The organism is Methylophilus sp. TWE2 (assembly GCF_001183865.1).
In the GTDB taxonomy this organism is placed as follows: Bacteria; Pseudomonadota; Gammaproteobacteria; order Burkholderiales; family Methylophilaceae; genus Methylophilus.
Window position 1 is genome coordinate 1,026,058 of record NZ_CP012020.1, and the last position, 25,687, is coordinate 1,051,744.

General features: G+C 51.6%; 29 protein-coding genes and 2 tRNA genes. 17 read left to right on the forward strand and 14 right to left on the reverse strand.

The window, feature by feature from the left end; all coding sequences use genetic code 11:
• The first annotated feature begins 3 nt into the window (after positions 1-3).
• The 6 genes from recX to ACJ67_RS04970 all read left to right on the forward strand — a co-directional run bounded on the left by recX (position 4) and on the right by ACJ67_RS04970 (position 5,945).
• The gene (recX, locus tag ACJ67_RS04945) at positions 4-462 is read left to right on the forward strand and encodes a recombination regulator RecX (protein WP_049638122.1); all 459 of its coding nucleotides are present in this window, start codon (positions 4-6) and stop codon (positions 460-462) included.
• Positions 452-3,088 carry an alanine--tRNA ligase gene (gene alaS, locus ACJ67_RS04950; RefSeq protein WP_049638123.1) on the forward strand — a complete coding sequence of 879 codons (2,637 nt, stop codon included), beginning with the start codon at positions 452-454 and terminating at the stop codon, positions 3,086-3,088. The genes recX and alaS overlap by 11 nt, the downstream gene beginning before the upstream one ends.
• Before the next feature lie 25 nt (positions 3,089-3,113).
• Positions 3,114-4,343 carry an aspartate kinase gene (locus tag ACJ67_RS04955; RefSeq protein ID WP_049638124.1) on the forward strand — a complete coding sequence of 410 codons (1,230 nt, stop codon included), beginning with the start codon at positions 3,114-3,116 and terminating at the stop codon, positions 4,341-4,343.
• Positions 4,344-4,500: 157 nt separating this feature from the next.
• Positions 4,501-4,594: transfer RNA gene (locus tag ACJ67_RS04960), tRNA-Ser, on the forward strand.
• Positions 4,595-4,713: 119 nt separating this feature from the next.
• Positions 4,714-4,790, forward strand: a tRNA-Arg gene (locus ACJ67_RS04965).
• A 225-nt stretch (positions 4,791-5,015) separates the two neighbouring features.
• Positions 5,016-5,945, forward strand: coding sequence for a polyprenyl synthetase family protein (locus ACJ67_RS04970; protein WP_049638125.1), 930 nt, complete (start codon positions 5,016-5,018; stop codon positions 5,943-5,945).
• A gap of 42 nt (positions 5,946-5,987) precedes the next feature.
• Here the strand turns inward: ACJ67_RS04970 and ACJ67_RS04975 are convergent, their stop codons facing one another.
• Positions 5,988-6,383, reverse strand: a complete 396-nt coding sequence (locus ACJ67_RS04975; RefSeq protein ID WP_049638126.1) for a hypothetical protein — start codon at positions 6,381-6,383, stop codon at positions 5,988-5,990.
• 198 nt (positions 6,384-6,581) lie between these two features.
• Between ACJ67_RS04975 and ACJ67_RS04980 the strand changes: the two genes are divergently transcribed.
• From ACJ67_RS04980 to ACJ67_RS04995, 5 genes are all read left to right on the forward strand, one after another.
• Entirely contained in the window at positions 6,582-7,454 is an 873-nt protein-coding gene (locus ACJ67_RS04980; protein ID WP_049639782.1) for an A24 family peptidase, read from the forward strand.
• Complete coding sequence (gene coaE, locus ACJ67_RS04985) at positions 7,451-8,053, forward strand: dephospho-CoA kinase (RefSeq protein WP_049638127.1); 603 nt, start codon at positions 7,451-7,453, stop codon at positions 8,051-8,053. Before ACJ67_RS04980 ends, coaE begins: the two co-directional genes overlap by 4 nt.
• A gap of 69 nt (positions 8,054-8,122) precedes the next feature.
• Positions 8,123-8,896 carry a cell division protein ZapD gene (gene zapD, locus ACJ67_RS04990; protein WP_049638128.1) on the forward strand — a complete coding sequence of 258 codons (774 nt, stop codon included), beginning with the start codon at positions 8,123-8,125 and terminating at the stop codon, positions 8,894-8,896.
• Entirely contained in the window at positions 8,893-9,084 is a 192-nt protein-coding gene (locus tag ACJ67_RS14600) for a DNA gyrase inhibitor YacG (protein WP_197080668.1), read from the forward strand. The genes zapD and ACJ67_RS14600 overlap by 4 nt, the downstream gene beginning before the upstream one ends.
• 21 nt (positions 9,085-9,105) lie before the next feature.
• Positions 9,106-9,549 carry a copper chaperone PCu(A)C gene (locus ACJ67_RS04995; RefSeq protein WP_049638129.1) on the forward strand — a complete coding sequence of 148 codons (444 nt, stop codon included), beginning with the start codon at positions 9,106-9,108 and terminating at the stop codon, positions 9,547-9,549.
• 38 nt (positions 9,550-9,587) lie between these two features.
• Here the strand turns inward: ACJ67_RS04995 and ACJ67_RS05000 are convergent, their stop codons facing one another.
• The 3 genes from ACJ67_RS05000 to ACJ67_RS05010 are packed head-to-tail and all read right to left on the reverse strand — an operon-like array spanning position 9,588 to position 11,657.
• Positions 9,588-9,815 (reverse strand): VF530 family DNA-binding protein, encoded by a 228-nt coding sequence (locus tag ACJ67_RS05000; protein WP_049638130.1) that lies wholly within the window; start codon positions 9,813-9,815, stop codon positions 9,588-9,590.
• Between the two features lie 25 nt (positions 9,816-9,840).
• Complete coding sequence (locus ACJ67_RS05005) at positions 9,841-10,794, reverse strand: Nudix family hydrolase (RefSeq protein ID WP_049638131.1); 954 nt, start codon at positions 10,792-10,794, stop codon at positions 9,841-9,843.
• Positions 10,795-10,799: 5 nt separating this feature from the next.
• Complete coding sequence (locus ACJ67_RS05010) at positions 10,800-11,657, reverse strand: ATP-binding protein (protein WP_049638132.1); 858 nt, start codon at positions 11,655-11,657, stop codon at positions 10,800-10,802.
• Positions 11,658-11,815: 158 nt separating this feature from the next.
• Between ACJ67_RS05010 and ACJ67_RS05015 the strand changes: the two genes are divergently transcribed.
• Both ACJ67_RS05015 and rng read left to right on the forward strand, forming a co-directional pair.
• Complete coding sequence (locus ACJ67_RS05015) at positions 11,816-12,388, forward strand: nucleoside triphosphate pyrophosphatase (protein ID WP_049638133.1); 573 nt, start codon at positions 11,816-11,818, stop codon at positions 12,386-12,388.
• 41 nt (positions 12,389-12,429) lie between these two features.
• Positions 12,430-13,896: a ribonuclease G gene (rng, locus tag ACJ67_RS05020; protein WP_197080691.1), complete on the forward strand. Its 1,467-nt coding sequence runs from the start codon at positions 12,430-12,432 to the stop codon at positions 13,894-13,896.
• Between the two features lie 29 nt (positions 13,897-13,925).
• Here rng and ACJ67_RS05025 read toward each other — a convergent pair whose 3' ends face one another.
• The 3 genes from ACJ67_RS05025 to ACJ67_RS05035 are packed head-to-tail and all read right to left on the reverse strand — an operon-like array spanning position 13,926 to position 16,028.
• Positions 13,926-14,462, reverse strand: a complete 537-nt coding sequence (locus tag ACJ67_RS05025; RefSeq protein WP_231587258.1) for a YggT family protein — start codon at positions 14,460-14,462, stop codon at positions 13,926-13,928.
• An 11-nt stretch (positions 14,463-14,473) separates the two neighbouring features.
• Positions 14,474-15,307, reverse strand: coding sequence for a pyrroline-5-carboxylate reductase (gene proC, locus ACJ67_RS05030; protein ID WP_049638136.1), 834 nt, complete (start codon positions 15,305-15,307; stop codon positions 14,474-14,476).
• 4 nt (positions 15,308-15,311) lie between these two features.
• Entirely contained in the window at positions 15,312-16,028 is a 717-nt protein-coding gene (locus tag ACJ67_RS05035; RefSeq protein WP_049638137.1) for a YggS family pyridoxal phosphate-dependent enzyme, read from the reverse strand.
• An 88-nt stretch (positions 16,029-16,116) separates the two neighbouring features.
• On the opposite strand from ACJ67_RS05035, the gene ACJ67_RS05040 reads away from it, so the two are divergent.
• Positions 16,117-17,160, forward strand: a complete 1,044-nt coding sequence (locus ACJ67_RS05040; protein ID WP_018985802.1) for a type IV pilus twitching motility protein PilT — start codon at positions 16,117-16,119, stop codon at positions 17,158-17,160.
• Positions 17,161-17,164: 4 nt separating this feature from the next.
• Positions 17,165-18,325, forward strand: coding sequence for a PilT/PilU family type 4a pilus ATPase (locus ACJ67_RS05045; protein WP_049638138.1), 1,161 nt, complete (start codon positions 17,165-17,167; stop codon positions 18,323-18,325).
• A 66-nt stretch (positions 18,326-18,391) separates the two neighbouring features.
• Here ACJ67_RS05045 and ACJ67_RS05050 read toward each other — a convergent pair whose 3' ends face one another.
• From ACJ67_RS05050 to ACJ67_RS05080, 7 genes are read right to left on the reverse strand one after another with little or no spacing between them, the layout of a single operon-like run.
• Entirely contained in the window at positions 18,392-19,684 is a 1,293-nt protein-coding gene (locus ACJ67_RS05050) for a dihydroorotase (protein WP_049638139.1), read from the reverse strand.
• Positions 19,681-20,637, reverse strand: coding sequence for an aspartate carbamoyltransferase catalytic subunit (locus ACJ67_RS05055; protein WP_018985799.1), 957 nt, complete (start codon positions 20,635-20,637; stop codon positions 19,681-19,683). The genes ACJ67_RS05050 and ACJ67_RS05055 overlap by 4 nt, the downstream gene beginning before the upstream one ends.
• A complete protein-coding gene (gene pyrR, locus ACJ67_RS05060; protein WP_049638140.1) occupies positions 20,630-21,187 on the reverse strand; it encodes a bifunctional pyr operon transcriptional regulator/uracil phosphoribosyltransferase PyrR in 558 nt (185 codons plus the stop codon). The genes ACJ67_RS05055 and pyrR overlap by 8 nt, the downstream gene beginning before the upstream one ends.
• Positions 21,188-21,199: 12 nt before the next feature.
• Positions 21,200-21,703 (reverse strand): Holliday junction resolvase RuvX, encoded by a 504-nt coding sequence (gene ruvX / locus ACJ67_RS05065; protein ID WP_049638141.1) that lies wholly within the window; start codon positions 21,701-21,703, stop codon positions 21,200-21,202.
• A complete protein-coding gene (locus ACJ67_RS05070) occupies positions 21,696-22,301 on the reverse strand; it encodes a YqgE/AlgH family protein (RefSeq protein WP_049638142.1) in 606 nt (201 codons plus the stop codon). Before ACJ67_RS05070 ends, ruvX begins: the two co-directional genes overlap by 8 nt.
• Complete coding sequence (gene ribBA, locus ACJ67_RS05075; protein ID WP_049638143.1) at positions 22,301-23,407, reverse strand: bifunctional 3,4-dihydroxy-2-butanone-4-phosphate synthase/GTP cyclohydrolase II; 1,107 nt, start codon at positions 23,405-23,407, stop codon at positions 22,301-22,303. Before ribBA ends, ACJ67_RS05070 begins: the two co-directional genes overlap by 1 nt.
• Positions 23,407-24,000 (reverse strand): riboflavin synthase, encoded by a 594-nt coding sequence (locus ACJ67_RS05080; RefSeq protein ID WP_049638144.1) that lies wholly within the window; start codon positions 23,998-24,000, stop codon positions 23,407-23,409. The genes ribBA and ACJ67_RS05080 overlap by 1 nt, the downstream gene beginning before the upstream one ends.
• Positions 24,001-24,080: 80 nt before the next feature.
• Here ACJ67_RS05080 and ACJ67_RS05085 point away from each other — a divergent pair, with 80 nt between their 5' ends.
• Both ACJ67_RS05085 and ACJ67_RS05090 read left to right on the forward strand, forming a co-directional pair.
• The gene (locus ACJ67_RS05085; protein ID WP_049638145.1) at positions 24,081-24,929 is read left to right on the forward strand and encodes a neutral zinc metallopeptidase; all 849 of its coding nucleotides are present in this window, start codon (positions 24,081-24,083) and stop codon (positions 24,927-24,929) included.
• Positions 24,930-25,087: 158 nt separating this feature from the next.
• The gene (locus ACJ67_RS05090) at positions 25,088-25,687 is read left to right on the forward strand and encodes an NUDIX domain-containing protein (RefSeq protein ID WP_049638146.1); all 600 of its coding nucleotides are present in this window, start codon (positions 25,088-25,090) and stop codon (positions 25,685-25,687) included.

Consider the following 25,687-nt stretch of genomic DNA (forward strand, 5'->3'; position numbering starts at 1 on the left):
AGCTTGCGCCAGCCGATTGAAAAGTCTCTGCGCCAGCGAGCGCTGGAATATCTAAGCAAGCGCGAATATTCTGCAGCTGAACTGGCGCAAAAGCTCAAGGGTTATGCGGACGACGCGGATGATATCCCGGCCTTGATTGCTGATTTCAGGGCACGTGGCTGGTTAAGTGATGCGCGGTATGCCGAACAAATGGTACATGCGCGCCAGGCCAAGTTCGGTACGGCGCGGGTGGCGCATGAGTTACGCGAAAAAGGGGTGGACGACACCCTGATCGCCGAAGCAGTTGCTGGTTTGCAGGACAATGAAGTGGAACGCGCCAGCGAAGTCTGGCGCAAAAAGTTTAAAGCAGCCCCGATAACACGCGAGGAATGGGCAAAACAGGCCCGTTTTTTACAGAGTCGGGGTTTTACGTTTGAAATCATTAAACAAATTTTGAATAGACACTCAGAAGATGACAGTTAAGTACGGGCAAAAACCTTCCAGCAAACAAATCCGCCAGGCCTTCCTGGATTTCTTTGCTTCCAAAGGCCACCAGGTGGTGGCCTCCAGTTCGCTGGTGCCGCATGGTGACCCGACCTTGCTGTTTACCAACGCGGGGATGAACCAGTTTAAAGACGTGTTCCTGGGTTTTGACAAACGTGCCTACACGCGTGCAGCCACTGCACAAAAATGCGTACGTGCTGGCGGCAAGCATAACGATCTTGAGAATGTCGGCTACACCGCACGTCACCACACCTTTTTCGAGATGCTGGGTAACTTTAGTTTTGGTGATTATTTCAAGCGTGATGCGATCAAGTATGCCTGGGAGTTGCTGACAGTAGTCTACGCCTTGCCGAAAGAGCGCCTGATGGTGACGGTGTATGCTGAGGACGACGAAGCATACGATATCTGGAACAAAGAAGTCGGCGTGCCAGCAGACAAGATTGTACGGATTGGCGACAACAAAGGTGCGCGTTACGCCTCTGACAACTTTTGGATGATGGGCGATACTGGCCCATGTGGCCCCTGTACCGAGATTTTCTATGACCATGGTGCGCATATTCCAGGTGGCCCTCCAGGTTCCCCAGACGAAGATGGCGACCGCTTTATCGAAATCTGGAATAACGTGTTCATGCAGTTCAACCGCGATGAAGCGGGGGTGATGCATCCTTTGCCTAAGCCATCGGTCGATACCGGCATGGGTTTGGAGCGTATTTCTGCGGTACTGCAAGGCGTGCATGCCAACTACGAAATTGATCTATTCCAGGCGTTGATTAAAGCCGCCGCGCGTGAAACCAATACGGCTGATCTGGAGAGTCCTTCACTCAAAGTGCTGGCCGACCATATCCGCGCCTGTAGCTTCCTGATCGCCGATGGCGTGATTCCCGGCAACGAAGGCCGTGGTTATGTGTTACGACGTATTATCCGCCGCGCCATCCGCCATGGTTACAAACTGGGCTGTCGTGCTGCTTTCTTCCATAAACTGGTGCCAGACCTAGTCGCTGAAATGGGCGAAGCTTATCCTGAGTTGGCCAATAATCAGGCGCGTGTCGCGGACGTGCTCAAGCAGGAAGAAGACCGTTTTTTTGAAACCATCGAAAACGGCATGCAGATTCTGGAAACCGAATTGGCAACCAAGCCAGCGGTGTTTAATGGCGATTTGGCCTTCAAATTACACGATACCTTTGGCTTTCCACTGGACCTGACCGCAGATATTTGCCGTGAACGTGGTGTGACGGTGGATACGGTCGGCTTTGACGCCGCCATGGCGCGCCAGAAAGAGCAGGCGCGTGCTGCAGGTAAATTCAAAATGGCGTTGAATCTCGAGTACGAGGGCGCTGCGACGACCTTCCATGGCTACGATAAGCTGGAAGTCCCAGCCAAAGTGCTTGCCCTGTATAAAGATGGCAGTGCCGTACAAACATTGAATGAAGGTGACCTCGGCGTGGTTGTGCTCGACCATACGCCTTTTTATGCCGAGTCAGGTGGCCAGATTGGCGACAGCGGTGAACTCAAGTCTGCCAACGGTATTTTTGCCGTGGAAGATACGCAAAAAATTCAGGCTGCGGTGTTTGGTCATCATGGTGTACTGAAAACCGGCACCCTGTCAGTGGGTGATGATTTGACAGCCAAAGTCAATCTGCAAGCGCGTGCCAGCACTATGCGTAATCACTCTGCCACGCACCTGATGCACAAAGCCCTGCGCGAAGTGCTGGGTGAACACGTGCAGCAAAAAGGCAGCTTGGTAGATACTGAAAAAACCCGTTTTGACTTTGTGCACAATGCGCCGATGACGGATGCCCAGATTGCCCAGGTAGAGGCATTGGTGAATGCCGAGATTCTTGCCAATGTGGCGACACAGTCTCGGTTGATGGATATTGAGTCTGCACAAAAAACCGGAGCCATGATGCTGTTTGGTGAAAAGTACGGTGACGAAGTGCGCGTGCTTGATATCGGTTCCTCACGCGAGTTGTGTGGAGGTACCCATGTCAGCCGTACCGGCGATATCGGTCTGTTCAAAATCACGTCTGAGAGTGGCGTGGCTGCAGGTGTGCGTCGCGTAGAAGCAACCACAGGCGAGGGTGCCCTCAAGTTGGTACAGGCGCAGCAAACGCTGATTAATCAAGTGGCTGGCGAACTCAAGGCACCCGCACATGAACTGCCTGCCAAAATTGCACAGGTGATGGACAACGTGAAGTCGCTTGAAAAAGAATTGGTACGCCTCAAGTCCAAGCTGGCCTCCTCACAAGGTGATGACCTCGCGACGCAAGCGCAGGATGTCAACGGCACCAAAGTGCTGGCAGTCACCCTCGACGGGGCGGATGCCAATGCTTTGCGCGAAACCATGGATAAACTCAAGGATAAACTCAAGTCTGCCATCATTGTGCTGGCGAGCGTGGCTGACGGTAAAGTCAGCCTGGCGGCAGGCGTCACTACTGACCTGACTGGCAAGGTCAAAGCCGGCGAGTTGGTCAATCATGTGGCTGGTCAGGTCGGCGGCAAAGGTGGTGGCAAGCCTGATATGGCGATGGCAGGCGGTACTGAACCTGCTAATTTGCCGCAGGCGTTGGCAAGTGTGAAGGCTTGGGTAGAAACAAAACTAAATTAATTTAATTGATTAACAGAGCGAAATAATGGCATTAATCGTACAAAAATATGGCGGTACCTCGGTGGCTAATCCCGAGCGTATCCGTAATGTGGCCCGTCGTGTGGCGCGTTACAAGGCAATGGGCCACCAGGTGGTGGTTGTGGTATCCGCAATGTCAGGTGAAACCAACCGGTTGATCTCACTGGCCAAGGAAATCATGCCGGATCCAGACCCACGTGAACTGGATGTGATGGTTTCAACCGGTGAGCAGGTCACCATCGGCATGACAGCCCTGGCACTGATGGAGCTTGGCATTAAGGCAAAAAGCTATACCGGTACCCAGGTCAAGATCCTGACTGACGATGCCTTTACTAAAGCACGTATTCTGGATATCGACGAACATAACCTGAAAAAAGACCTGGATGATGGTTATGTCTGCGTGGTTGCTGGGTTCCAGGGCGTGGATGCCAATGGCAATATCACGACCTTGGGCCGTGGTGGTTCAGATACCACTGGTGTTGCACTGGCTGCGGCGTTAAAGGCGGATGAATGCCAGATTTATACCGATGTGGATGGCGTTTACACCACCGATCCTCGCGTGGTGCCTGAAGCACGCCGCCTGGATAAAATTACCTTTGAAGAAATGCTGGAGCTGGCTTCCCAGGGCTCCAAAGTATTGCAAATTCGCTCGGTTGAGTTTGCCGGTAAATACAAAGTCAAATTACGTGTGCTGTCCAGCTTTGAAGAAGAGGGCGACGGTACACTGATTACATTCGAAGAAAATGAGGAAAACATGGAAGAACCAATTATCTCCGGCATCGCATTTAACCGCGATGAGGCGAAAATTACTGTGACAGGTGTGCCCGACAAACCAGGCATTGCCTATCAGATTTTGGGCCCGGTGGCAGATGCCAATATTGATGTGGATATGATTATCCAGAACGTAGGTGCGGATGGTACGACTGACTTCACCTTTACCGTGCATAAAAATGAGATGAACAAGGCCCTGAGTATTCTTAGAGATAAAGTGCAGGGCCATATCCAGGCACGTGAAATCGGCGGCGACGACAAGATTGCCAAAGTCTCTGTGGTTGGGGTGGGTATGCGCTCACATGTAGGGATCGCCAGCCAGATGTTCCGTACGCTGGCCGAAGAAGGGATCAATATTCAAATGATCTCAACCAGCGAAATTAAAATTGCAGTCGTGATCGAAGAGAAATACATGGAACTGGCTGTACGCGTGTTGCATAAAGCATTCGGCCTCGAAAACGCATAATCGCAAACGGACGAATAAAGAAATAAAACATTCTTCTTTTTTGCGTTGATTTTTGAAGGGTTTTCACGTAGTATGGCGCCCTTCGATGCAGTAGCAATGCTGCAAAGAGAACAGCATGCGCTGTGTTGGTACTATTAGAACTTCATTGTTTTAATAAGGTGAGCTGGCCGAGTGGTCGAAGGCACTTCCCTGCTAAGGAAGCATATGGGCTTAAACCTGTATCGAGGGTTCGAATCCCTCGCTCACCGCCAAAAACCTCGCTTTGCGCGGGTTTTGTTTTTGGTAAACTGGTTGCAGAATATGATTTTGCACCGCCACAAAGCGCAAAATAGTGTATAATGCTGTTTTTGTTGCAAAGCAACAAACCTTGGCGCCCGTAGCTCAGTTGGATAGAGTATTTGGCTACGAACCAAAGGGTCGGGCGTTCGAATCGCTCCGGGCGCGCCAAAAATAAAAGCCTTGTTTCTACCAAGAAACAAGGCTTTTTTCTTTTATATTTCTTTTATAAATGTTGTCGCATATTGAACTGTTTTCTCTGCTGTTGGCGAGTGCTGCACATTCTGATGCGTCGAGCATAGCGAGAGGTATGGCAGGTATGATATGCTTTAACTTTGTTATTTCATTGGTGTTTCAGTGTCTTTAAATGCTTGTTTGGCGCGGATTGCAGGCGATATGCAGCAGGTTGATGCCGTTATTCGCCAGTCTTTGTCATCCCAAGTTCCGCTGATTAATCAAATTTCGGAATACATTATTCATAGTGGTGGCAAACGTTTGCGTCCGGCGCTGGTATTGATGGCAGGAGATCTGGCTGGAGGGGTGACAAACGCGCATCATCAACTAGCAGCGATTGTCGAGTTTATCCATACTGCAACGCTATTGCACGACGACGTTGTAGATGCTTCCGAGTTACGCCGCGGAAAGTCTACGGCAAATCATGTCTATGGCAATCCTGCAAGCGTGTTGGTGGGTGACTTCTTATATTCCCGAGCCTTCCAGATGATGGTCAAACTACAGAAGATGCGTATTATGGACATCCTGGCTGATGCTACCAATGTGATCTCTGAAGGAGAAGTACTGCAACTACTGAATGTGCGCAATATTGGCGTCAGTGAGCAGGATTACCTGCAGGTGATTCACTTTAAAACGGCCAAGTTATTTGAAGCCGCTACCCGCTTGGGCGCTGTTCAATGCCAGTCAAATACCGCGCAGGAGGAAGGCTTGGCCAATTATGGCATGCATTTGGGCACTGCTTTCCAGCTCGTCGATGATGTGCTGGATTTAACAGGTGAGAGTGAAAAAATTGGCAAGACGCTAGGCAACGACCTGGCAGAAGGTAAAGTGACCTTGCCTATGCTTTATGCGATACAGCAGGCACCAACGGCGCAAGCTGATCTGGTGAAACAGGCCTTGTTGGAGGGGCAGGTCGCGCAGTTGGATAAAGTGCTCGAAATCCTGCACGCTGTGAAAGCTTTTGAGTATGTGCGTGGTGTTGCAGAGAAAGAAGCGAGACTGGCCTGTGAGGCTTTGTCATTGTTTCCAGATTCACCTGCAAAACAGGCGATGCTTGATCTTGCTCACTTTTCCGTCAGTCGTCAGCAATAATGTGGCAGCCTGCCATTTGCTGGCAGGCGGTATTGTGTCAGTTTAGTTCAGCGCGATAGGCTCACCGCTAATATGGTAGTAGCTGAGTCGAGCACAATCATTGGTAGCATGCGTTAATGCGCCATCAAACAGGGATTTTCCATCTACATCTACCACCGCGTAGCCATTGTGATAGAGCGTGACTTCAGCTTGCATGCCGCCTTCAACTTTGGTTGCCTTCTGCAGACCACGGGTGTGTGATGAGCGCATGGCAAAGCTGATGCAGTTTTCCTCTTCTTCCTCACTGTAGACTTCCCAGTGCGATTGCCCGGTCAGTTTGGTCAGCCATCCGGGTAAGTCTACCTCTACACGGCAAATCACAGGCTCATCCCAAGCAGGATGCTCAACCTCGTTCAACTCGACTTCAGTCGGTGGCGTAAATTTGATTTGATCAGACATAGGCAACTTCCTTCACTTAAAAATGGATGCGAAGTCACTCGGCTGGAGTGCTATTCCCATCTTACACATAAATGGCGGCATACAAGCGGTTTTCAAGACGGAAAAAGCAGCTTTTAAACAGGTTTTGCCGTTTCTTAGCCTTGCTTACTTGCATTAACGATGAGATCATGCAGCAACCTTAACTTTGTTATCGGTATCATGTCAGAAATCCTTGAGCCTGTTTTAAGCTTATTACGTACCCAGCCGCATTTCTTGCAAGCGGTGTGTTTAGTGCTCGGTTTAGTGGTGGGCAGTTTTCTCAATGTGGTCATACATCGCCTGCCAAAAATGATGGAGCGGGAGTGGCAGGCCAGTTGCCTGGACTTGCAGGGCCAAACCGCGCCTGAGCTCCCGAAATATAACCTCGTTATACCGCGTTCTGCCTGCCCACATTGTGGACACCAGATTACCGCACTAGAAAATATTCCTGTCATCAGTTACCTGTTTTTGCGTGGCCGCTGCAAGGCATGCAAGGCGCCAATTTCTGCCCGTTATCCAATGGTGGAGTTGTTGACGGGTTTGTTATCACTGGCGGTTGGTGTGCAATATGGTTTTAGCATGTTGACCGTATTTGCTTTGGTGTTTGTATTTGCGCTGGTTGCATTGACTTTTATCGATTTTGATACCCAATTATTACCCGATGATATAACGCTACCCTTGTTGTGGCTGGGTCTGTTATTGAATACCAAGTATGGTTTCACAGATTTAACTTCAGCCGTGATTGGTGCCATGGCGGGTTACCTGGTGTTATGGTCTGTCTACTGGTTGTTCAAACTGATCACAGGTAAAGAAGGCATGGGTTATGGCGACTTTAAGCTCCTGGCTGCGATTGGTGCCTGGTTTGGCTGGCAGTTATTACCTGCAGTCATCTTGTTGAGTTCAGTGGTTGGCAGCATGATCGGCATAGGCCTGATTCTGATCAAAGGTAAAACTCGCCAAACGGCTATTCCCTTTGGCCCCTTTCTGGCCTTAGGTGGGATTACTGCCTTATTTTACGGTCAGTCACTGGCTTCTTATTATCTCGTGCCATGAGTAAAGTAGTCGCCGTGACGGGCGGTATAGGCAGCGGTAAAACCGAGGTCTGCAAATATTTTTCAATCCTAGGTGTGCCCGTGGTCGACCTAGACCAGATTGCACATGAAATGAGCGCGCCTGATAGCGCTGCCATGCAGGCGGTGCGTGCGGCTTTTGGTGATGAAATGTTTGAGGCGGATGGTCGCTTGAATCGTGCCAGATTGCGGGAATTGGTATTTTCTGAGCCCGATGCACTGGATCAACTAAACCAGATCATGCACCCCGCAATCCGTGCTGAAGCCATGCACCAGATTGAACAGCATTCTGCGCATCCTTATGTGGTCTTAGCGATCCCATTGCTCGTTGAGAGCCGTGAAGATTGGCAGAGCGTAGACCATGTGCTGGTGATTGATTGTGACGAGCACACGCAGCTCACACGGGTGATACAACGCAGCCAGTTATCTGAAGTGATGGCGCAAGCCATGATTGGGGCACAAAGCAGCCGTGAAGAGCGTTTATCCATTGCCGACTCAGTCATTGTCAATGACCAAACATTGGATCATTTGCAGGAAAAAGTGCTAGAGTTTCATAAAAACTTCTCTAAAACTTGCCAGTGAATGAAAAGGGTTTCATAATCAGGCTTTTATTGCATACTTTTCAAGTATCAGCTGACAGAAAAGGCTGCCGTGTCGAGCTACGAGTTTCCATTTAACGAGCGCATCAGAACTTATCTCCGCCTGGAAGATTTGTTCGTCAAAATGCTGCACCACATTGAGATTGGCCATGAAATCAGTCACCATGTGGCGCTGATTTCCATGTTGCAAATCCTTGACCTGATTGATCGGGGCGATCTAAAAGTTGATCTGTTGCAAGAATTGGAAAGGCACAAGGTGCAACTCTCATTTTTGCAGAATAACCCCAATATTGATCAGCTTGCGTTGGCAACCACCATGTCCAGCCTTGATCGCTGTGCGGTTTCATTACGCTCAGATCATCAAAAACTCGGTCAATCATTACGCGATAACGACTGGCTAATGAGCGTCAAACAACGGACCAGCATTCCCGGTGGTGTATGCGAGTTTGACTTGCCCTCATACCGTCATTGGCTCTACCTTGGTGAAGAGCGCCGCAAGAATGATTTTGACCACTGGCTGGCCAAACTCATGCCCATGTACGAGGCTATCCGCCTGATTCTGCAACTGCTGCGCGGGAGTGGTCAGGTGCTCTCACTGGTTGCCCACAATGGCGCTTACCAACAGCAATTATCCGGTCACAAACCTGCACAATTATTGCGTATTGTGATCGAACACGACGAATGTTTCCCTGAGGTCAGTGCCAACAAATATGCCATCAATATTCGTTTCCAGAAGCTGGATTTCGTACAACGACCCAAGGGGTGCGATCAAGATATCTCCTTTAAGATGATTATCTGTAACTTTACTGGGGCAGCCCACAATTGATACAGCCAGCCGTCAAAGCGCGCAAGGTCGCTTGTCCATCTTGCGGTGAAACCACGGAGTACTCGACTTCGAATCCATACCGGCCCTTTTGCAGTGAGCGCTGCAAATTGGTTGATCTCGGCGATTGGGCCACAGAAAAATTCCGTATCCCGGATAGCACACCGCCAGACTTATACGAGCCAGAATAACTGGCTGACAGGATCATGACCATGCATAAAACAGCTTTTCTTTTCCGTTTCGTGACCAGTATTTGCCTGGCTGGCTGGCTGGGTATCGCCCATGCAGAAGTGAAAATGACCGATGCCTGGGTGCGTGCTTCTAACCCCGGGCAGTCTGTAGGAGCGGCTTATGTGACCTTATCTAGCACGCAGGAAGTCACCTTGGTATACGTCGAAACAGAGCGCGCTGGCAGCGTGGAAATGCATAGCATGACCATGGAAAATGGCATCATGAAAATGCGCAGTATGGAAGAGTTGACTGTGCCTGCGGGCAAACCAGTGAAGTTGGCACCAGGTGGCTTGCATTTAATGTTATTTGAATTGCCAACGCCGTTTAAAACAGGTGAGCAGGTGAAGTTCAGGCTGTGCTTTAAAGACAAACAAGGCAAAATCACAGACCAGTTTGTCACCATGCCGGTAAAAGCCGCCCCCTGACTCAACTCCCTGTAGGCAGATTAAGCGGTCACTCGCTGTCAATCGCGATTTTTAGCAAAAGTCGCCAGATACAAATTTTCAACTTCTGTTCTCGCCCAGGGCGTCCTGCGTAAAAACTTCAAGCTAGACCTCACCGAAGGATCGCTTTTAAAACAATTGATATTCACTTTTTGCGCGAGTTTATCCCAGCCGTAATGGTCGACCAGGGCAACGACAATTTTCTCAAGCGTGATGGCGTGTAATGGGTTGTTTGCTTGAATGTTCATGTGATTGGTCTTTAAGTGGTTTAGGTTAAATCCAGCATGCCCGTTGCATGGCGATACCGCGCGCACCCGTAGCGAGCGCGAGGGATAGATGTTCTGCTTGCATGCCTCCTAAAGCATAGACCGGGATTTCCATTCCACTGAGCGTTTCGCCAAATTTTTCCCATCCCATTCCGCTTGTTTCTAGATGACTTTTTGTCGGTAACACTGGCGAGAGCAGTGCGAAGTCTAGCTTTAGTGATTGTGCTTGCTCCAACTCCGCGCGGTTGTGACAAGAGGCGCCTACCAATAAATGATTTGGTTTTTGCGTGAGTGTCCCCAGGCGCTCGCTGTTAAAATGCACGCCGTGGTAGCCGAGTTGCAATGCTTTCTCGGAGCTGCCATTGAGCAGGCAGCGGCAGTCGTAAGGCGCACATAGCTGTAATACTTCCTCGCTCAATTTGGCGAGTGCTGCGTCATCAAGCTGCGATTCGCGGATTTGCAGCAATTGCAGGCCATGGTCGAGTTGCTTCTTTAACGCTTGCAAGAATGCGTGTTCACCCATTTCTTGCACATTGCTGATGGCGTAAACGGGCGGCAGGCTGAGTGCTTGCATAATGGGGGCATTGGCAGGTAGCACCGGGCTGACGTTGAGTTTGCGTGGATGCTGCCAGGCAAATTGCTGGCCTTCGCGCGCTTGTAATTTGCCTTGCCATGCGTGGACAAAAAAGAAGTGCAGCAGTACGGTTTTGGCCTCGGCATCATGCGTGGCGGGGTAGTCGTAGCGGCGTTTAATCCACGGCTGGATGTGCGTGGGGGTGATGCCGAGCTCTTCTTGTGCTTCGCGGATCAAGGCGTGTTCTGCCGTTTCGCCAGATTCGATCTTGCCACCAGGAAACTCCCACCAGCCAGCCCAGCCTTTGCCATTGGGGCGGCTGGCGAGCAGGTATTCACCATTTGGTTGCATGAGGATGGCAACCGCGACTTGGACGAGTTTGGTCATAAGTATCAAGATTTCAGTTGCAGTTGGCCAGCATAGTCTTTGGCGAACTGGTAAGCGACGCGGCCACTGCGGGCGCCTCGCGTGTGGTAAAACTGCAGGGCGGCATGGCGTGCAGTATCATCCATAGCAATGCCGAAGGTTTGCAGCCAGTGCTCGGCGATGCTGAGGTATTCGTCCTGGTCAAAACTGTAAAACGATAGCCACAGGCCAAAACGTTCGGCCAGTGCAGTCTTTTCGTCTATGGTGTCGTTTTGGCGAATCTCGCCTTTGTCGACAATCGGCTGGTTGTCTGCCATGTATTCCGGCATCAGGTTTTTACGGTTGGAGGTGGCATAGACCAGCACGTTGTCGGAGGCGTGCTCAATTGAGCCATCAAGTATTACCTTAAGCGCCTTGTAGCCCATGTCATTGGCTTCAAACGTGAGGTCATCGCAAAAAATAATAAACTTTTCAGGCCGCTGGCGGATCAGTTGCGTGATTTGCGGCAGGTCGGTTAAATCCTGTTTTTCCACTTCTATCAGACGCAACCCTCCGGCTGCATAGGCATTGAGCACCGCTTTGACCAGTGAGGATTTGCCAGTGCCGCGTGCGCCTGTCAGCAAGACGTGGTTGGCTGGCAGACCCTGTAGAAACTGGCGCGTATTACGCACGACCTCGTTTTTTTGCCTGTCTATAAAGCGGATATCTTCGAGCAATATGTGGTGAGGATGTTCAACCGCCTGTAACTGGCCCTGGTTGCCGTGCTTGACCCAGCGCCAGGCGACAGCTTGCCAATCGGGCTCAGCCGGTGGAGCAGGCAATAAGGTTTCAAGACGCGTGATCAGTTGTTCGGCGCGTTGCAGCAGGTGTTCGATGGCATTCATGCGGAATTGTCAGGTGAGAAAATCAAACGAAAAGGTATTGTACACAATGAGGAAGCGACCGCTAGTATAAGTTGGGACGCAAGTTGGACTGCTATTAACGCAAAACTCCCTGCGTTTGTGTTACCTTGTCGGCCTAGGTTGAAATAGACATCGCGATAATGAATATGCAACAACGAAAAATTATATTGGCTTCACGCAGCCCGCGCCGGGTAGAGCTATTAGCGCAGTTAGGCGTGCAATGTGACATCCTGCCGGCAGATATTGATGAATCCTGTTTACCGGGGGAGGATCCCGCGCTGTATGTACAGCGGCTGGCCACTGCCAAAGCCATGGCGATTGCCGAGGCGCATGCCGCTAAAGGCTTGCCGATTCTTGCTGCAGATACCACAGTGGCCCTGGGGCAAGACATTCTGGGCAAGCCTGCCGATGCCAAAGAGGCGCTAGAGATGCTTTCCCGCTTGAGTGGCAGCGTGCATCTAGTGCATACGGCAGTGGCGGTCTACTATGCGGGCGAAGTGCGTTGCCTACTCAATACGACCGAGGTTGAAATGATGCAGGTGCCGTTGGCTAGTTTGCAAGACTACATTGCCTCGGGCGAACCGATGGATAAAGCAGGTGCCTATGGCATACAGGGGCGCGCTGGCGCCTGGATCGTGCGCATAAAAGGTAGCTACAGTGGCGTGATGGGATTACCGCTGCACGAGACGGCGCAGTTACTGCACGCATGGTAAACTTTGCATAAAAAATGATAGAGATCGGGTAAAGCATGTCATTGGCGCAGGAAGTATTGATTAACGTCACGCCGCAGGAGACGCGCGTGGCGATTCTGGAGCAAGGGATTGTCCAGGAGCTACACATAGAACGGGCCTCATCGCTGGGTATTGTAGGAAATATTTACCGTGGCACCGTTGTTCGCGTGTTACCAGGCATGCAATCAGCGTTTGTCGAAATCGGCTTGCAACGCGCGGCTTTTTTGCATGCGGCAGACATCATGGAATGCCATGCTGAAGAAGGCGATATCAAGAAAGAGCGCCCGATTCAGGAGGTCTTGCATGAAGGCCAGTCCATCATCGTGCAGGTGATTAAAGAGGCCATAGGCACCAAGGGTGCCCGCCTGACCACTGAAATCAGTATTGCAGGACGTTTTTTAGTTTACCTGCCTTACCAGAAACATATTGGCGTTTCGCAACGCATTGATATCGAAGAAGAACGCGAATTCTTGCGTAACCGGTTGCTGGGATTGCTGCCAGAAGAACGCGAGGGCGGCTACATTATCCGTACCATGTCGGAAAATGCGACTGATCAAGAGCTGCTGGCTGATATCGAATATTTGCGCAAAGTGTGGAGCAAGATCCAGGCTGAAAGTAAAAAAGTCGGTGAACGATCACTGATTTTTTATGACCTGAGCCTGCCTCGACGTATTTTGCGCGATGTCGTGTGTACTGAAACCACCAGCATCCGCGTCGATTCGCGCGAGATGTTTGAGCGCCTCAAAGAGTTTGCCGAGCTGTATGTCTCGCATGCGGTGAAGCCGCTGACCCATTACAAGGGCGAGCGGGCGCTGTTTGAGTTTTACGATATTGAAAACGAAATTGAAAAAGCCCTGGCACGTAAAGTCGAGCTGAAATCTGGCGGCTACCTGATTTTTGACCAGACCGAAGCATTGACCACGGTGGACGTGAATACTGGTAGTTTTGTCAGCGGCAAAAACCTGTCTGATACCATTTTCAAAACCAATCTGGAAGCGGCACAGGCGATTGCACGGCAACTGCGCTTGCGTAATCTGGGTGGCATTATCATTATCGATTTTATCGATATGGATGAAGATGCCCAGCGCGAAGCGGTGCTGGAAGAGTTACGCAAGGCAGTGACGCTGGATAGGGCGCGTATTAATGTAAATGGTTTTTCGGCATTGGGCCTGGTGGAGCTGACACGCAAGCGCACCCGTGAGAGTCTGGCACATTTGCTATGTGAGTCTTGTCAGGTATGCCAGGGTCGTGGCGAGCTGAAAACAGCGCAAACCATTTGCTATGAAATCATGCGTGAGTTGTTACGCGAGTCAAAACAGTTTAGAAACGCCAATGAATTCAAGATATTGGCATCCCCTGAAGTGATTAATATGCTGGGCGACGAAGAGTCGCAAAGCCTGGCAAACCTGTCAGACTTTATTAAAAAACCGGTGTCGTTACACCCGGATACCCAGTACGGGCGCGAAGAATTTGATATTGTCTGGATTTAAAACAATAGGGCAATGTTTGCCCTATTGTTTTAAATAATCCCCATTGCCAGGCTGGGCAATACAATACGGCTGATCATCTGCAGTAAAAGCAGCGCCACCAGTGCCGAAAAATCAAAGCCTTGAATCGCGGGTAATACGCGGCGCAACGGATCAAGAATGGGCGAGGATAGCTGGTTCAACACGCCATAAATCGGGCTGTAAGGATTGACCCAGCTTAATATCGCCATCAGCAAGATCGCATAGAAAAATACATCTACCATCTGCCCCAATACCCCAAATACGGCTTGCCATACCCAAAACACAGGCGAAACGGGCGCGCCTGCCAACAATGTTAACAGCGCAAATAAAACAATCTGCATCAGTAATGCCAGCAATAGCGTAGAGAGGTCCCATTGCCTGACCGGCCGGATGATTTTGCGTGCTGGTTTCACCATAAAGTCAGTCAGTGCCATGGTCATCTGCCCTAGCGGATTCTGAAATGAAGTGCGTGTCCACTGCATTAAAAAGCGCAGTACCAGCAGAAAGGTGAGAATGCCAAAGGCGGCATTCAGTAAAAAGGTGGTCATGTTTTGCAGCATTATGCTTGGGCTCCCAGTTGATCGCCGAGTTCTTTGGCGCGACGTGCAGCCTGTTCGGCCGCATGTCGCATCATGCCATGAATATCGTGTTGGCGCATACTGAGCAAGCCTTGCTCGGTAGTGCCGCCCTTGGAGGTCACTTGCTCACGCAAGGTCGCGACGGGGGTTGCACTGCCTGCTGCCAACAGGCTGGTGCCTTTAAAGGTGGCCAGACTGAGTTTGAGTGACTGTGCTTCAGTCAGGCCCAAAGCCACGCCTGCTGCCGTTAGGGCCTCTATCATCAAAAACACATAGGCCGGGCCGCTCCCGGAAATCGCAGTGACCGCGTCCAGTTGCGCTTCATCATCCAGCCAGACCACCTCCCCGGCAGCTTGCAACAGTGAATCTGCCAGTGTGCGTTGTGCCGCAGACACGGCTGCCAGGGCATAAGCCCCGGTGATCCCTGCCTGGATTTGCGCAGGCGTGTTGGGCATGGTGCGGACCATGGTTTGGTAACCGCCCAGCCAGCGGCTCAAGTCGGCGGTACGTATCCCCGCCGCGACCGAAATCAGCAATTGCGATTGTAGAAAAGGCGCCAGCGCTTGCGCCACGCTTTGGAGCTGTTGAGGTTTGACTGCCAAAACAATCACATCGGCAGTCAGCGAATGTGTATCCAGGCTGGCACTGGTGTTGACACCTAGCGTGCCTTGTAAGTGCTCGTGTTTGGCTGTGTCCGGGTCAATGACGGTGATATTCTGCATGGCAAAAGCACGTTGTTGCAGCCCTATCATGAGCGCCTGCGCCATATTGCCGCCGCCAATAAAGGCGATGCGTGTGGCTGAGAGTGATTGCATTTAATTAGTTTCCTTCTGTCGCTGAATCTGGTTGAGGTTTAGGCGGGCGTGCGCCAAAAATAGCCGAGCCAACACGCACCAGCGTGGCGCCTTCGGCAATCGCGGCGGCAAAATCACCGCTCATGCCCATGGATAAAGTATCCAGTTGCAGGCCATGGCTGTTCAATTGATCAAACAGCGCGCGTACCTGCCGAAATTGGTCACGCTGTTGCTCAAAATCACTGCTTGGGGCCGGAATCGCCATCAAGCCGCGCAGTTGCAGGCGCGGCAACTGTTTGATATTTAAGGCGAGTTCCAATACTTCCTGTCCACTGGCACCACTTTTGCTTGCCTCTTCGCTAATGTTCACTTGCAGGCAAATATTCAGCGGTGCCGCTTCTGGAGGCCGAGCATCTGATAGTCGTTGCGCAATTTTAAGGCGGTCTACCGAATGTACCCAGTCGAAATGACGGGCAATTGGCTGTGTTTTATTGCTTTGAATCGGGCCGATAAAGTGCCATGCTATTGCACAGTCTTGTAGTTGCGCCTGCTTTGTGAGGGCTTCTTGCAGATAGTTTTCGCCAAATACGGTTTGACCGGCTTGGTAGGCAGCACGGATCGCCTCAGCAGGTTGCGCTTTGCTTACCGCGCAGAGCGTGACCGTTTGTGTTGCATGAAAACGGTTCTGTGCATCAGCAATTTGCTGGCTGATTAAGGCAATGTTGTCAGAAATAGCGGTCATAGCGACTGTGTGGCAAAAGCAAGTGGATAAATACTCGGAATATAAAAAAACCAAAGCAACATTATATAAATAATCACTGGAGTCGATTGTGGATATTTCAGATTTATTGGCATTTTCAGTTAAAAACAAAGCCTCGGACTTGCATTTGTCCTCCGGTTTGCCGCCGATGATTCGCGTACATGGCGATGTGCGTAAAATCAATTTACCTGCCATGGAGCATGCTGAAGTACACCGCATGCTGTATGACATCATGAACGACAGCCAGCGCAAGGTGTATGAAGAAACACTGGAATGCGACTTTTCGTTTGAAATTCCTGACCTCGCACGCTTCCGGGTTAACGCGTTTAACCAGCAACGCGGTGCCGGTGCGGTATTCCGTACCATTCCAAGCAAAGTGCTAACACTGGATGAGCTAAATGCCCCCAAGGTGTTCAAGGACATTGCGGATACGCCACGCGGGATTGTACTGGTGACCGGTCCGACTGGTTCTGGTAAGTCCACCACATTGGCGGCGATGATTGATTACATCAATGAAACGCAGATGTCGCACGTGCTGACTGTGGAAGACCCGATTGAATTTGTGCATACCTCGAAAAAGTCATTGATTAACCAGCGCGAAGTCGGTCCGCATACGCAATCGTTTGAAAATGCGCTGCGCTCTGCCTTGCGTGAAGACCCGGACGTGATCCTGGTGGGTGAGATGCGTGACCTGGAAACCATCCGCCTGGCACTGACCGCTGCGGAAACCGGCCACCTGGTGTTTGGTACCTTGCATACCAGCTCCGCCGCCAAAACCATAGACCGGGTGGTGGACGTGTTCCCGGCTGCTGAAAAAGAAATGGTACGTTCCATGTTATCTGAGTCTTTGCGCGCCGTTATTTCACAAACCCTGTGTAAAACCAAAGATGAGCAGGGTCGTGTGGCTGCACATGAAATCATGATGGGTACACCCGCCATCCGTAACCTGATTCGTGAAAACAAGATTGCACAGATGTATTCAGCCATCCAGACCGGGCAGAGCATGGGTATGCAAACCCTGGACCAGAACCTGCAAGACCTGGTGAAACGAAATGTGATCAGCGCTGCTGAAGCACGCACCAAGGCCGCCAACCGTGACGCTATCATCGGCTAACAATATGGAGAGCACGCAAACCGTGGGCGATCACGCCCAGACGGAAAAATTCGTCAATGACTTGCTCAAGCTCATGATCACGCGCAAGGCCTCTGACTTGTTCATCACGGCGGGTTTCCCACCAGCCATGAAGATAGACGGCAAGCTGACCCCCGTCTCATCGCAAATGCTCAATACACAGCAAACCGCAGAAATTGCGCGTACTGTCATGAACGACAAGCAGGCGCAGGAGTTCAAGGAGACACTGGAGTGTAACTTTGCCATCAGCATGCCTTCTGTAGGCCGCTTCCGCGTTAATGCTTTTATCCAGCGCAGTGCAGTCGGCCTGGTGTTCCGCGTCATTAATACCAACATCCCCAAATTTGACGACCTCAAGCTGCCGCCCATCCTCAAGGATGTGGTCATGGCCAAGCGTGGCCTGATCATTTTTGTGGGTGGCACCGGCTCCGGTAAGTCGACCTCCATGGCTGCGATGCTAGGTCACCGCAATGAAAGCAGTTACGGCCATATTATTACGATTGAAGACCCGGTCGAATTTATTCATGGCCACAAAAATTGCATTGTGACGCAGCGTGAAGTCGGAGTGGATACCGAGAGCTGGCATGCTGCGCTCAAGAACACTTTGCGTCAGGCGCCGGATGTGATCATGATCGGCGAGATCCGCGACCGTGAAACCATGGATTACGCGATTGCTTTCTCTGAGACTGGGCATTTGTGCCTGGCAACCCTGCATGCCAACAGCACCAACCAGGCACTGGACCGGATTATCAACTTTTTCCCCGAAGAGCGCCGCCAGCAGTTACTCATGGATTTGTCGCTTAACCTGCGTTGTATCGCTTCACAACGCCTTATTCCCAAACTGGATAGCAGTGGCCGTGTGGCGGCAGTAGAAGTGTTACTGCATTCGCCACTGATCTCAGACCTGATTTACAAGGGGGATGTGCATGCCATCAAGGAAATCATGGCCAAATCCCGTGAGCTGGGCATGCAAACCTTTGATCAGGCCTTGTTTGATTTATTTGAGTCTGGCCAGATCAGTTATGACGATGCTTTGCGTAACGCAGACTCGGTCAACGACTTGCGGCTTAAATTCAAGCTGAACAGCAAGCTGATGAACCCTGAAAACCAGGAACGCGGGCAGATTTCTAACCTGGATATCCTGTAAGCAAGGCAGTGGACCATGAAAAACGCCTGCGATGAGATGTCGCAGGCGTTTTGTTTTGGCAACTGATTAACCCAGTAGCAAAGTTTCCTGCTGGAATACCAGATTGCCCTGTGTGAGCGTGGCAGAGACCTTGCCAGTGACCGCATGATTCACAAAAGGCGTATTCTTGCCCTGGCTCATCAATGCGCGGCCATCGACACGCCATTCCATTTCCGGGTCGTAAACAACCACATCGGCAGTCGCCCCAACCTGCAAATTGCCAGCGCCAATGCCAAGAATATCTGCAGGAATCTGAGTGATTTTCGCCAGGGCCTGGCTAGGCGCCAATTTGGCTTGCGCGGCCCATTTCAATGCCAGGGGTAATAGTAATTCAAGCGCAGAGGCACCAGGGTGAGACTCAGCAAAAGGTAGAGCTTTGGCGTCATCATCGACCGGCGTATGGTCAGAGCAAATAGCGTCCAGCGTACCATCCAGCAGGCCTGCACGTAAAGCATCACGGTCACGTTGTGTACGCACCGGCGGTTGCAAATGCACCATGCTGTCAAAGAACCCGATATCCATATCGGTGAGGTGCAAGTGCTGGATGCTGACATCCGCGGTCACCTGCATGCCGGATTGCTTGGCCTGGCGGATCAACTCAACTGCCTCAGCCGTGGAAACACGGGCAATATGCAGTTTGGCGCCGGTGGCCTGGGCAATGCGCAACATGGTTTGCAGAGCGATACTTTCTGCGGCAGAAGGGATCCCTTTTAAACCTAATCTGGAGGCCACTTCACCATCATGTGCCACACCATTCCTCGCCAGGTAAGGATCTTCGGCACGCATAAACAAGGTGTAGCCAAAGGTCGCGGCATATTCAAATGCACGCCACAATACCTGGGTGTCGACAATGGCGGTATCCGCCTGTGAGAAGCCGACGCAGCCAGCAGCCGTCAGGGCATACATTTCCGTGAGCAGCTGGCCTTGCAACTGGCGAGTGACCGCACCCAGCGGATACACATGCGCCAGAGCCTGTGATTTGGCGCGGTGCTTGAGCATTTCAACCAGGCCCGGTTCGTCTAGCACCGGGTCTGTGTCTGGCGGGCAGGCCAGGCTGGTGACGCCGCCAGCCATGGCAGCACGCAGTTCACTCAGCAACGTGGCTTTGTATTCACTGCCAGGTTCACGCAGGCGGGCACATAAATCCACTAGTCCTGGCAATACCCATTTGCCGCTGGCGTCCAGTGTTTGGTCAGCCTTGAATCCTGCGGGCGCATCTCCAATCGCCACAATCTTGCCGCCGCTGATATACAGGTCTTTGACCTGATCCAGCTGCTGGCTGGCATCCATCAGGCGGCCTTGTTTAATCACGATATTCATGCGGCGTTGCCCCCTCCCAAAATTGCCATCACCGCCATGCGGACTGCGATACCATAAGTGACTTGCGGCAGAATGACCGATTGTTTGCCATCTGCCACGGCCGAATCAATTTCCACACCACGATTCATGGGGCCGGGATGCATGACGATTGCATCTGGCCTTGCCAGCGCCAGCCGCTCAGGCGTCAAGCCGAAGGTCTGGAAGAACTCCTGTGAACTCGGTAGCAGGGCGCCAGACATGCGTTCGTTTTGCAGGCGCAGCATCATGACGACATCGACGTCTTTGAGGCCTTGTTCCATATTGTGGAAGACTTGTACGCCGAGCTTTTCCACATCTGAAGGCAGCAGGGTGCGCGGTGCAATCACTCGGATTTCAGGCACACCCAGTGTCGTCAGCGCATGAATTTCACTGCGGGCGACGCGGGAGTGCAGTACATCGCCGACAATGGCCACGCGCAGGTTGTGCATCTCCGGCTTGTATTTGCGGATGGTAAACACATCAAGCAGGCCCTGAGTCGGGTGTGCATGACGGCCATCACCGGCATTGATGACGCTGATGTGAGGTGGCACATGTTGCGCAATAAAATGTGCGGCGCCACTCTGCTGGTGGCGCACCACAAACATATCGGCGTGCATGGCAATCAGGTTGTTCACCGTATCAAGGATGGTTTCGCCCTTGGATTGCGAGGAGGTGCTGACATTCAGGTTAAGCACATCGGCTGACAAGCGTTTGGCCGCAATTTCAAAGGTAGTGCGCGTACGGGTGCTGTTCTCAAAAAAGATATTGCATACGGTTTTGCCGCGCAGCAATGGCACTTTTTTCACTTCACGCTCGGCCACGCCGACAAAATTCTCGGCGGTATCGAGAATGTCAGTCAGGATGCGTTTGGGCAATCCTTCAATACTGAGCAGGTGTTGCAGTTGCCCCTGTGCGTTGAGTTGCGGGTTATACATTGGCGTCAGCTCCACTATTCGAAGACGGGTTGGTTGCAGACGGGTCAGATTCCGAGATGCTCAGGCTCAGGCGTCCCAGTGTATTCATGGACAGTTCAAATGCTTGATGGGCCTGTAATGGCAGCTCTGCACCCACCATGTCAGGCCGGATAGGTAATTCAGCGCCGCCACGGTTGATCAGCGCTGCCAGTTTGACCGAGGCAGGGCGCCCGTAATCAAACAATTCATTCATGACGGCACGTGTCGTACGGCCGGTATAAAAAATGTCATCAATGAGGATGATATGTTTGCCATTGACATCGAACGGGATATGGGCCGGTTGGGCGGCAGTTTTAAGCCCGCGTTTTGCATAGTCATCGCGGTACATGGCCGCGTCCATTTTGCCGTGGTCAATTTCACGTCCCAAATCCTGCTGCAGGCGCTGTAGCAGTTTTTCCATGAGCCAGACACCGCCAGTATATATGCCAACCAGGGCTGTATTGTCCTGTATCTGTGGTTTGAGCTGGTCGTATAAACGATCCATGAGTTGTTCGGGGTCTGGTAATCTCATATGGGTTCTGTGCTATGCACGTCCGTGATAGGCGTCAAAATAAGATTGTAATATAGTTTGTGCGGCAACCTGGTCCAGAAATGTCTTTTGCGCGCGGCCTCTTACCCCTGCCTCGCGTAGCGATTGAGAGGCTTCTGCAGAGGACAGGCGTTCGTCCACCATCATCACCGGCAAGTTAAACCGGCCTTCCAGGCGTTGGGCAAACTTTTGTGCCAGCGCAGTCATAGCATGCGCCTCACCGTCCAGAGACATTGGTAAACCAACAATCAGCAGCGCAGGTTGCCATTCATTGAGTAGTGCTTCGATTTGCGCAAATTTTGCAGCATTTTCCTCTGTATCTATGGTGAGTAGTGGGTGCGCCAGTTTGAGCAGCGTGTCGCCGACAGCCACACCTATCCGTTTTTCACCAAAATCAAAACCAAGCACTGTGCCAGTGATATCAGGATAACGGCGCTGGGTAATCGGTAAATGGCTTTGGTTGAGGGGCTGTTTGCCGGGCTTGGCCGCATCAGGCATGACCAGCCACCTCAGACAGGGTAGCGAAGTCCACGCCCAGTTGTTGCATGGCCCAGGTGAGCTTGTCGTCATTGGGCAGCCTGAAAATCAGTTTGTGCAATTGCTGGTCATCCGCCAGTGGCAAGGTCAGCCAGGTATTGGCCTGAATTTCTTCTTCCAGTTGGCCCGCTGACCAACCCGTATAGCCAAGTGCGATAAACATGTCCTGTGGTGCTTCGTCACGTGCGGCGGCTTCCAGAATATCTTTGGAAGAAGTCATGGCAAGCCCCTCAGACAGGTCCAGTGTGGTATTGAATTCGGTCGCCGGGGTATGTAATACAAAACCGCGCTCAACCTGGACGGGACCGCCAAAATGGACCTGGCGCTCCTGTTGCTGCGGCACATGACATTCCATATCCAATTGTTCAAACAGGTCGCCGACATTGAGTTGCAAAGGGTGGTTAAGGATCATGCCCATGGCACCATCCTGGTCATGATTGCAAATCAGGATCACGCTTTTGCTGAAATAAGGGTCTTCCAAGGCTGGCATGGCAATGAGAATCTGGCCGGTCAGGTTTAGGCGTGTCTCTTCGGTATTCAAGCTTAACTTTTCAGTCATCACGCGCTGGCTTCTTCTGCACTCAAATACCCGGTAATTTCCAGACCAAACCCATCCATGCTAGGCATTTTGCGCGGAGCGGCCATCAGACGCATCTTTTTCACGCCCAGGTCGAGCAGGATCTGCGAACCGATACCATAGTTACGCAGTTCCTGGTTTAGCACCATCTTCTGGTCTGCACGCAGGATGCGGTCAGTCAGCGCCAGGCCATCTTCGTCATGGTTGATCAGCACCATCACACCGCAGGGTGCAGAGTTGATCACGCGCATGGCATGCAACAGGTTCCAGCTGTGTGCCTGATGGCTTTTATCGAGCAGGTCTATCATGGAAAGTGGCTCGTGGACACGCACCAGTACTTCATCATTGGCTTGCAGGTCGCCTTTGACCAATACCAGGTGGGTTTCCTGTGCGATATTGTCACGGTAGGCGATTAGGCGCATTGGGCCATACACAGTTTCAATATTGCGTTCGGCGCTGCGTTCAATGAGGGTTTCATGCGCAGCACGGTAATGGATCAGGTCAGCAATAGTGCCGATTTTGATATCGTGTTCAGCGGCCACCTGCATCAGGTCAGGCAGGCGCGCCATTTCGCCATCATCCTTAAGTATCTCGCATATCACGCTGGCTGGCTCACAACCAGCGAGCTGTGCCAGGTCGCAACCGGCTTCGGTATGCCCGGCGCGTACCAGGACGCCACCATTCATGGCGGATAGCGGAAAAATATGGCCGGGACTAACGATGCTGTTGGCATTAGCCTGTTTGGCAATCGCAGCGCGTATGGTGGTGGCACGGTCAGCAGCAGAAATGCCGGTCGTCACGCCCTCGGCGGCTTCAATGGAAACGGTGAAATTGGTCCCAAGACGGGTGCCATTTTTTTGTACCATGGGAGGTAAGTTCAATTGTCGGCAGCGTTGTTCGGTCAGGGTCAGGCAGATCAGGCCACGGCCATATTTGGCCATGAAATTGATATGTTCTGCGGTGACGAACTCTGCGGCAATCACAAAATCACCTTCATTTTCCCGGTGCTCGTCATCGACCAGAATCACCATTTTACCGGCACGAATATCGGCGACAATCGCTTCGATAGGGCTAATTTGCGCCGACATTACTCTTGCTCCCAAGCTTGCATGCGCTCGACATAACGCGCAATCAGGTCTATTTCGAGGTTGACGGGGTCGCCGGTTTTGGCGAACTGCATCATGGTGTGTTGCATGGTGTGAGGGATCAGGTTAATGCTGACTTCGTCCTGTACAATTTCGTTTACGGTCAGGCTAATGCCATTGACGCACAGAGAGCCTTTTTTCGCAACATACCTGCTAATGGCGTGCGGCAGCTGAACCTTCAATAACCAGCATTCACTCTCTTCTTGTAGGGTAGTGATGGTGCCAATCCCATCGACATGCCCAGTCACTAGGTGACCACCCAGCCTGTCAGAAAGGCGCAAGGCTTTTTCGAGGTTAACAGGGCCAGGTTGGTGCAAACCAGTCGTCACGTCCAGCGTGGCTTTGGATACCATGACCTGAAAGCTTTGTGAGTTAAAATCAGTGACCGTGAGGCAAACCCCATTCACGGCAATGCTGTCACCCAATTGAACATCTTCCATTCCCAATTCGGTTGCTTCAATGCGTAATGCGCAATCTTCACCATGAGGAACGACTTCGGCAATCCTGCCGACGGTTTGAATAATCCCAGTAAACATGGTGTGATTTTATCAGTGCTGCATGCTAAAGTAATCACATTCCCTCAACATTTTTCATTCGTACTGATCCGGAGATAATTGTGCGCCTGGATGACTTGGAAGAAAGCGGGCATGTCGAAGACAGTCGCGGCAGCGGTTTGATCGGTGGCCGCAGTATTGGTATTGGTACCATTGCGATTGCGCTGGTCGCCATGTATTTTGGCGTGGACCCTAATTTGGTGCTCAATATTGCTCAACAGGCCCAGCCTCCCGAACGTTCCCAGACGGCACCAGCAGATAATAATGATCCCAACGTAAAATTTGTCTCGCGTGTGTTGTGGAGTACCGAGCAAGTGTGGCAAGGCCTGTTTTCAGCTGCAGGGCGGCAGTACGCGCCACCCAACCTGGAGATTTTTGGAGGCGCTACCCAAACAGCGTGTGGGCAAGGCCAGGCAGCCATGGGCCCGTTTTATTGTCCGGCCGACCAAAAGGTCTATATCGATTTGAGTTTTTACCAGGAGTTGCAAGAGCGATTTAAAGCTCCGGGGGATTTCGCCCAGGCGTATGTGATTGCACACGAAGTCGGGCATCATGTACAAAACCTGCTGGGCACGTCCGAGAAAGTACAGCAGGCCAGGCAGCAGGCACCTTCTGAGGCGGCCGCTAATGCCTATTCAGTGCGTCTGGAGTTGCAAGCCGATTGTTACGCTGGTGTGTGGGCGCATCATGCGGACCAGCAGTTTCGCATTTTGGAAGCGGGCGATATTGAAGAGGCCTTGCGTGCGGCAACGGCAATCGGTGATGATGCCTTGCAAAAGCAGGCGCAAGGCTATGTGGTCCCAGATAGTTTTACGCATGGCAGTTCAGAGCAGCGCGTGCACTGGTTCAAGCAAGGGTTGCAGTCAGGCCAAGTGAATGAGTGCAATACATTTAAAGGATTTGTGTCATAAGTGGCTACGCGGGAAAATTGCAGCGTTGCGCGATACTCATCACCTTGCCATTCTTCGTGTACTGTCTCGGTGATTGCGTTCCGTGCGCCTTGCACTTTATCCCGCTCGCTCACTTATTCGGTGATTTTTAAAATCAGTTTAGGCAATAGATTTAAGGCATGACAGAAGAAAAAGCAATATCACACTCAAATGATGACCAGCATCTGGTTGAAACAACCGTCTCCAGTGAAATCATGGCGCAGGGCAAAATGCTTACAGTGCGTTACGATGAAGCCCGCTTGCCCAATGGCGTGATCAGTGGGCGCGAATATGTGACGCATCCGGGAGCCGTGGTCGTGATTGCGCTCACGCAAACCGGTGGCGTAGTGCTCGAGCGGCAGTTTCGCTATCCTCTCAAGCAGGTATTTATTGAATTGCCCGCAGGCAAGATAGACGCTGGTGAGCCCGTATTGACGACAGGCCAGCGTGAGTTGCTCGAAGAGACCGGTTATACAGCGCAAGATTGGGTCAAATTAGGCATACAACATCCCTGTATTGGCTATTCTAACGAAGTCATTCATATTTACCTGGCTACTGGTCTGTCACAAGGCGAGCATGCCAGGGATAATGATGAAGCGATGGATGTCTTTACCTGGCCGTTCGAGCGCGTCATGCAGGCCATAGAAGCTGGAGAGATTACCGATAGCAAAACCATGTCTGCCATGTTGCTTGCCGAGCGCCATCTGCGTAAGCATCCGTTGCCAGGTGTGCAGGTTTAA

Coding starts and splice junctions, on each gene's coding strand:
- alaS (WP_049638123.1), top strand. CDS start 452: ATGACAGTTAAGTACGGGCAAAAACCTTCCAGCAAACAAATCCGCCAG.
- ACJ67_RS04955 (WP_049638124.1), top strand. CDS start 3,114: ATGGCATTAATCGTACAAAAATATGGCGGTACCTCGGTGGCTAATCCC.
- ACJ67_RS04970 (WP_049638125.1), top strand. CDS start 5,016: ATGCAGCAGGTTGATGCCGTTATTCGCCAGTCTTTGTCATCCCAAGTT.
- ACJ67_RS04975 (WP_049638126.1), bottom strand. CDS start 6,383: ATGTCTGATCAAATCAAATTTACGCCACCGACTGAAGTCGAGTTGAAC.
- ACJ67_RS04980 (WP_049639782.1), top strand. CDS start 6,582: ATGTCAGAAATCCTTGAGCCTGTTTTAAGCTTATTACGTACCCAGCCG.
- coaE (WP_049638127.1), top strand. CDS start 7,451: ATGAGTAAAGTAGTCGCCGTGACGGGCGGTATAGGCAGCGGTAAAACC.
- ACJ67_RS04995 (WP_049638129.1), top strand. CDS start 9,106: ATGCATAAAACAGCTTTTCTTTTCCGTTTCGTGACCAGTATTTGCCTG.
- ACJ67_RS05000 (WP_049638130.1), bottom strand. CDS start 9,815: ATGAACATTCAAGCAAACAACCCATTACACGCCATCACGCTTGAGAAA.
- ACJ67_RS05005 (WP_049638131.1), bottom strand. CDS start 10,794: ATGACCAAACTCGTCCAAGTCGCGGTTGCCATCCTCATGCAACCAAAT.
- ACJ67_RS05010 (WP_049638132.1), bottom strand. CDS start 11,657: ATGAATGCCATCGAACACCTGCTGCAACGCGCCGAACAACTGATCACG.
- ACJ67_RS05015 (WP_049638133.1), top strand. CDS start 11,816: ATGAATATGCAACAACGAAAAATTATATTGGCTTCACGCAGCCCGCGC.
- ACJ67_RS05025 (WP_231587258.1), bottom strand. CDS start 14,462: ATGACCACCTTTTTACTGAATGCCGCCTTTGGCATTCTCACCTTTCTG.
- proC (WP_049638136.1), bottom strand. CDS start 15,307: ATGCAATCACTCTCAGCCACACGCATCGCCTTTATTGGCGGCGGCAAT.
- ACJ67_RS05035 (WP_049638137.1), bottom strand. CDS start 16,028: ATGACCGCTATTTCTGACAACATTGCCTTAATCAGCCAGCAAATTGCT.
- ACJ67_RS05045 (WP_049638138.1), top strand. CDS start 17,165: ATGGAGAGCACGCAAACCGTGGGCGATCACGCCCAGACGGAAAAATTC.
- ACJ67_RS05050 (WP_049638139.1), bottom strand. CDS start 19,684: ATGAATATCGTGATTAAACAAGGCCGCCTGATGGATGCCAGCCAGCAG.
- ACJ67_RS05055 (WP_018985799.1), bottom strand. CDS start 20,637: ATGTATAACCCGCAACTCAACGCACAGGGGCAACTGCAACACCTGCTC.
- pyrR (WP_049638140.1), bottom strand. CDS start 21,187: ATGAGATTACCAGACCCCGAACAACTCATGGATCGTTTATACGACCAG.
- ruvX (WP_049638141.1), bottom strand. CDS start 21,703: ATGCCTGATGCGGCCAAGCCCGGCAAACAGCCCCTCAACCAAAGCCAT.
- ACJ67_RS05070 (WP_049638142.1), bottom strand. CDS start 22,301: ATGACTGAAAAGTTAAGCTTGAATACCGAAGAGACACGCCTAAACCTG.
- ribBA (WP_049638143.1), bottom strand. CDS start 23,407: ATGTCGGCGCAAATTAGCCCTATCGAAGCGATTGTCGCCGATATTCGT.
- ACJ67_RS05080 (WP_049638144.1), bottom strand. CDS start 24,000: ATGTTTACTGGGATTATTCAAACCGTCGGCAGGATTGCCGAAGTCGTT.
- ACJ67_RS05090 (WP_049638146.1), top strand. CDS start 25,088: ATGACAGAAGAAAAAGCAATATCACACTCAAATGATGACCAGCATCTG.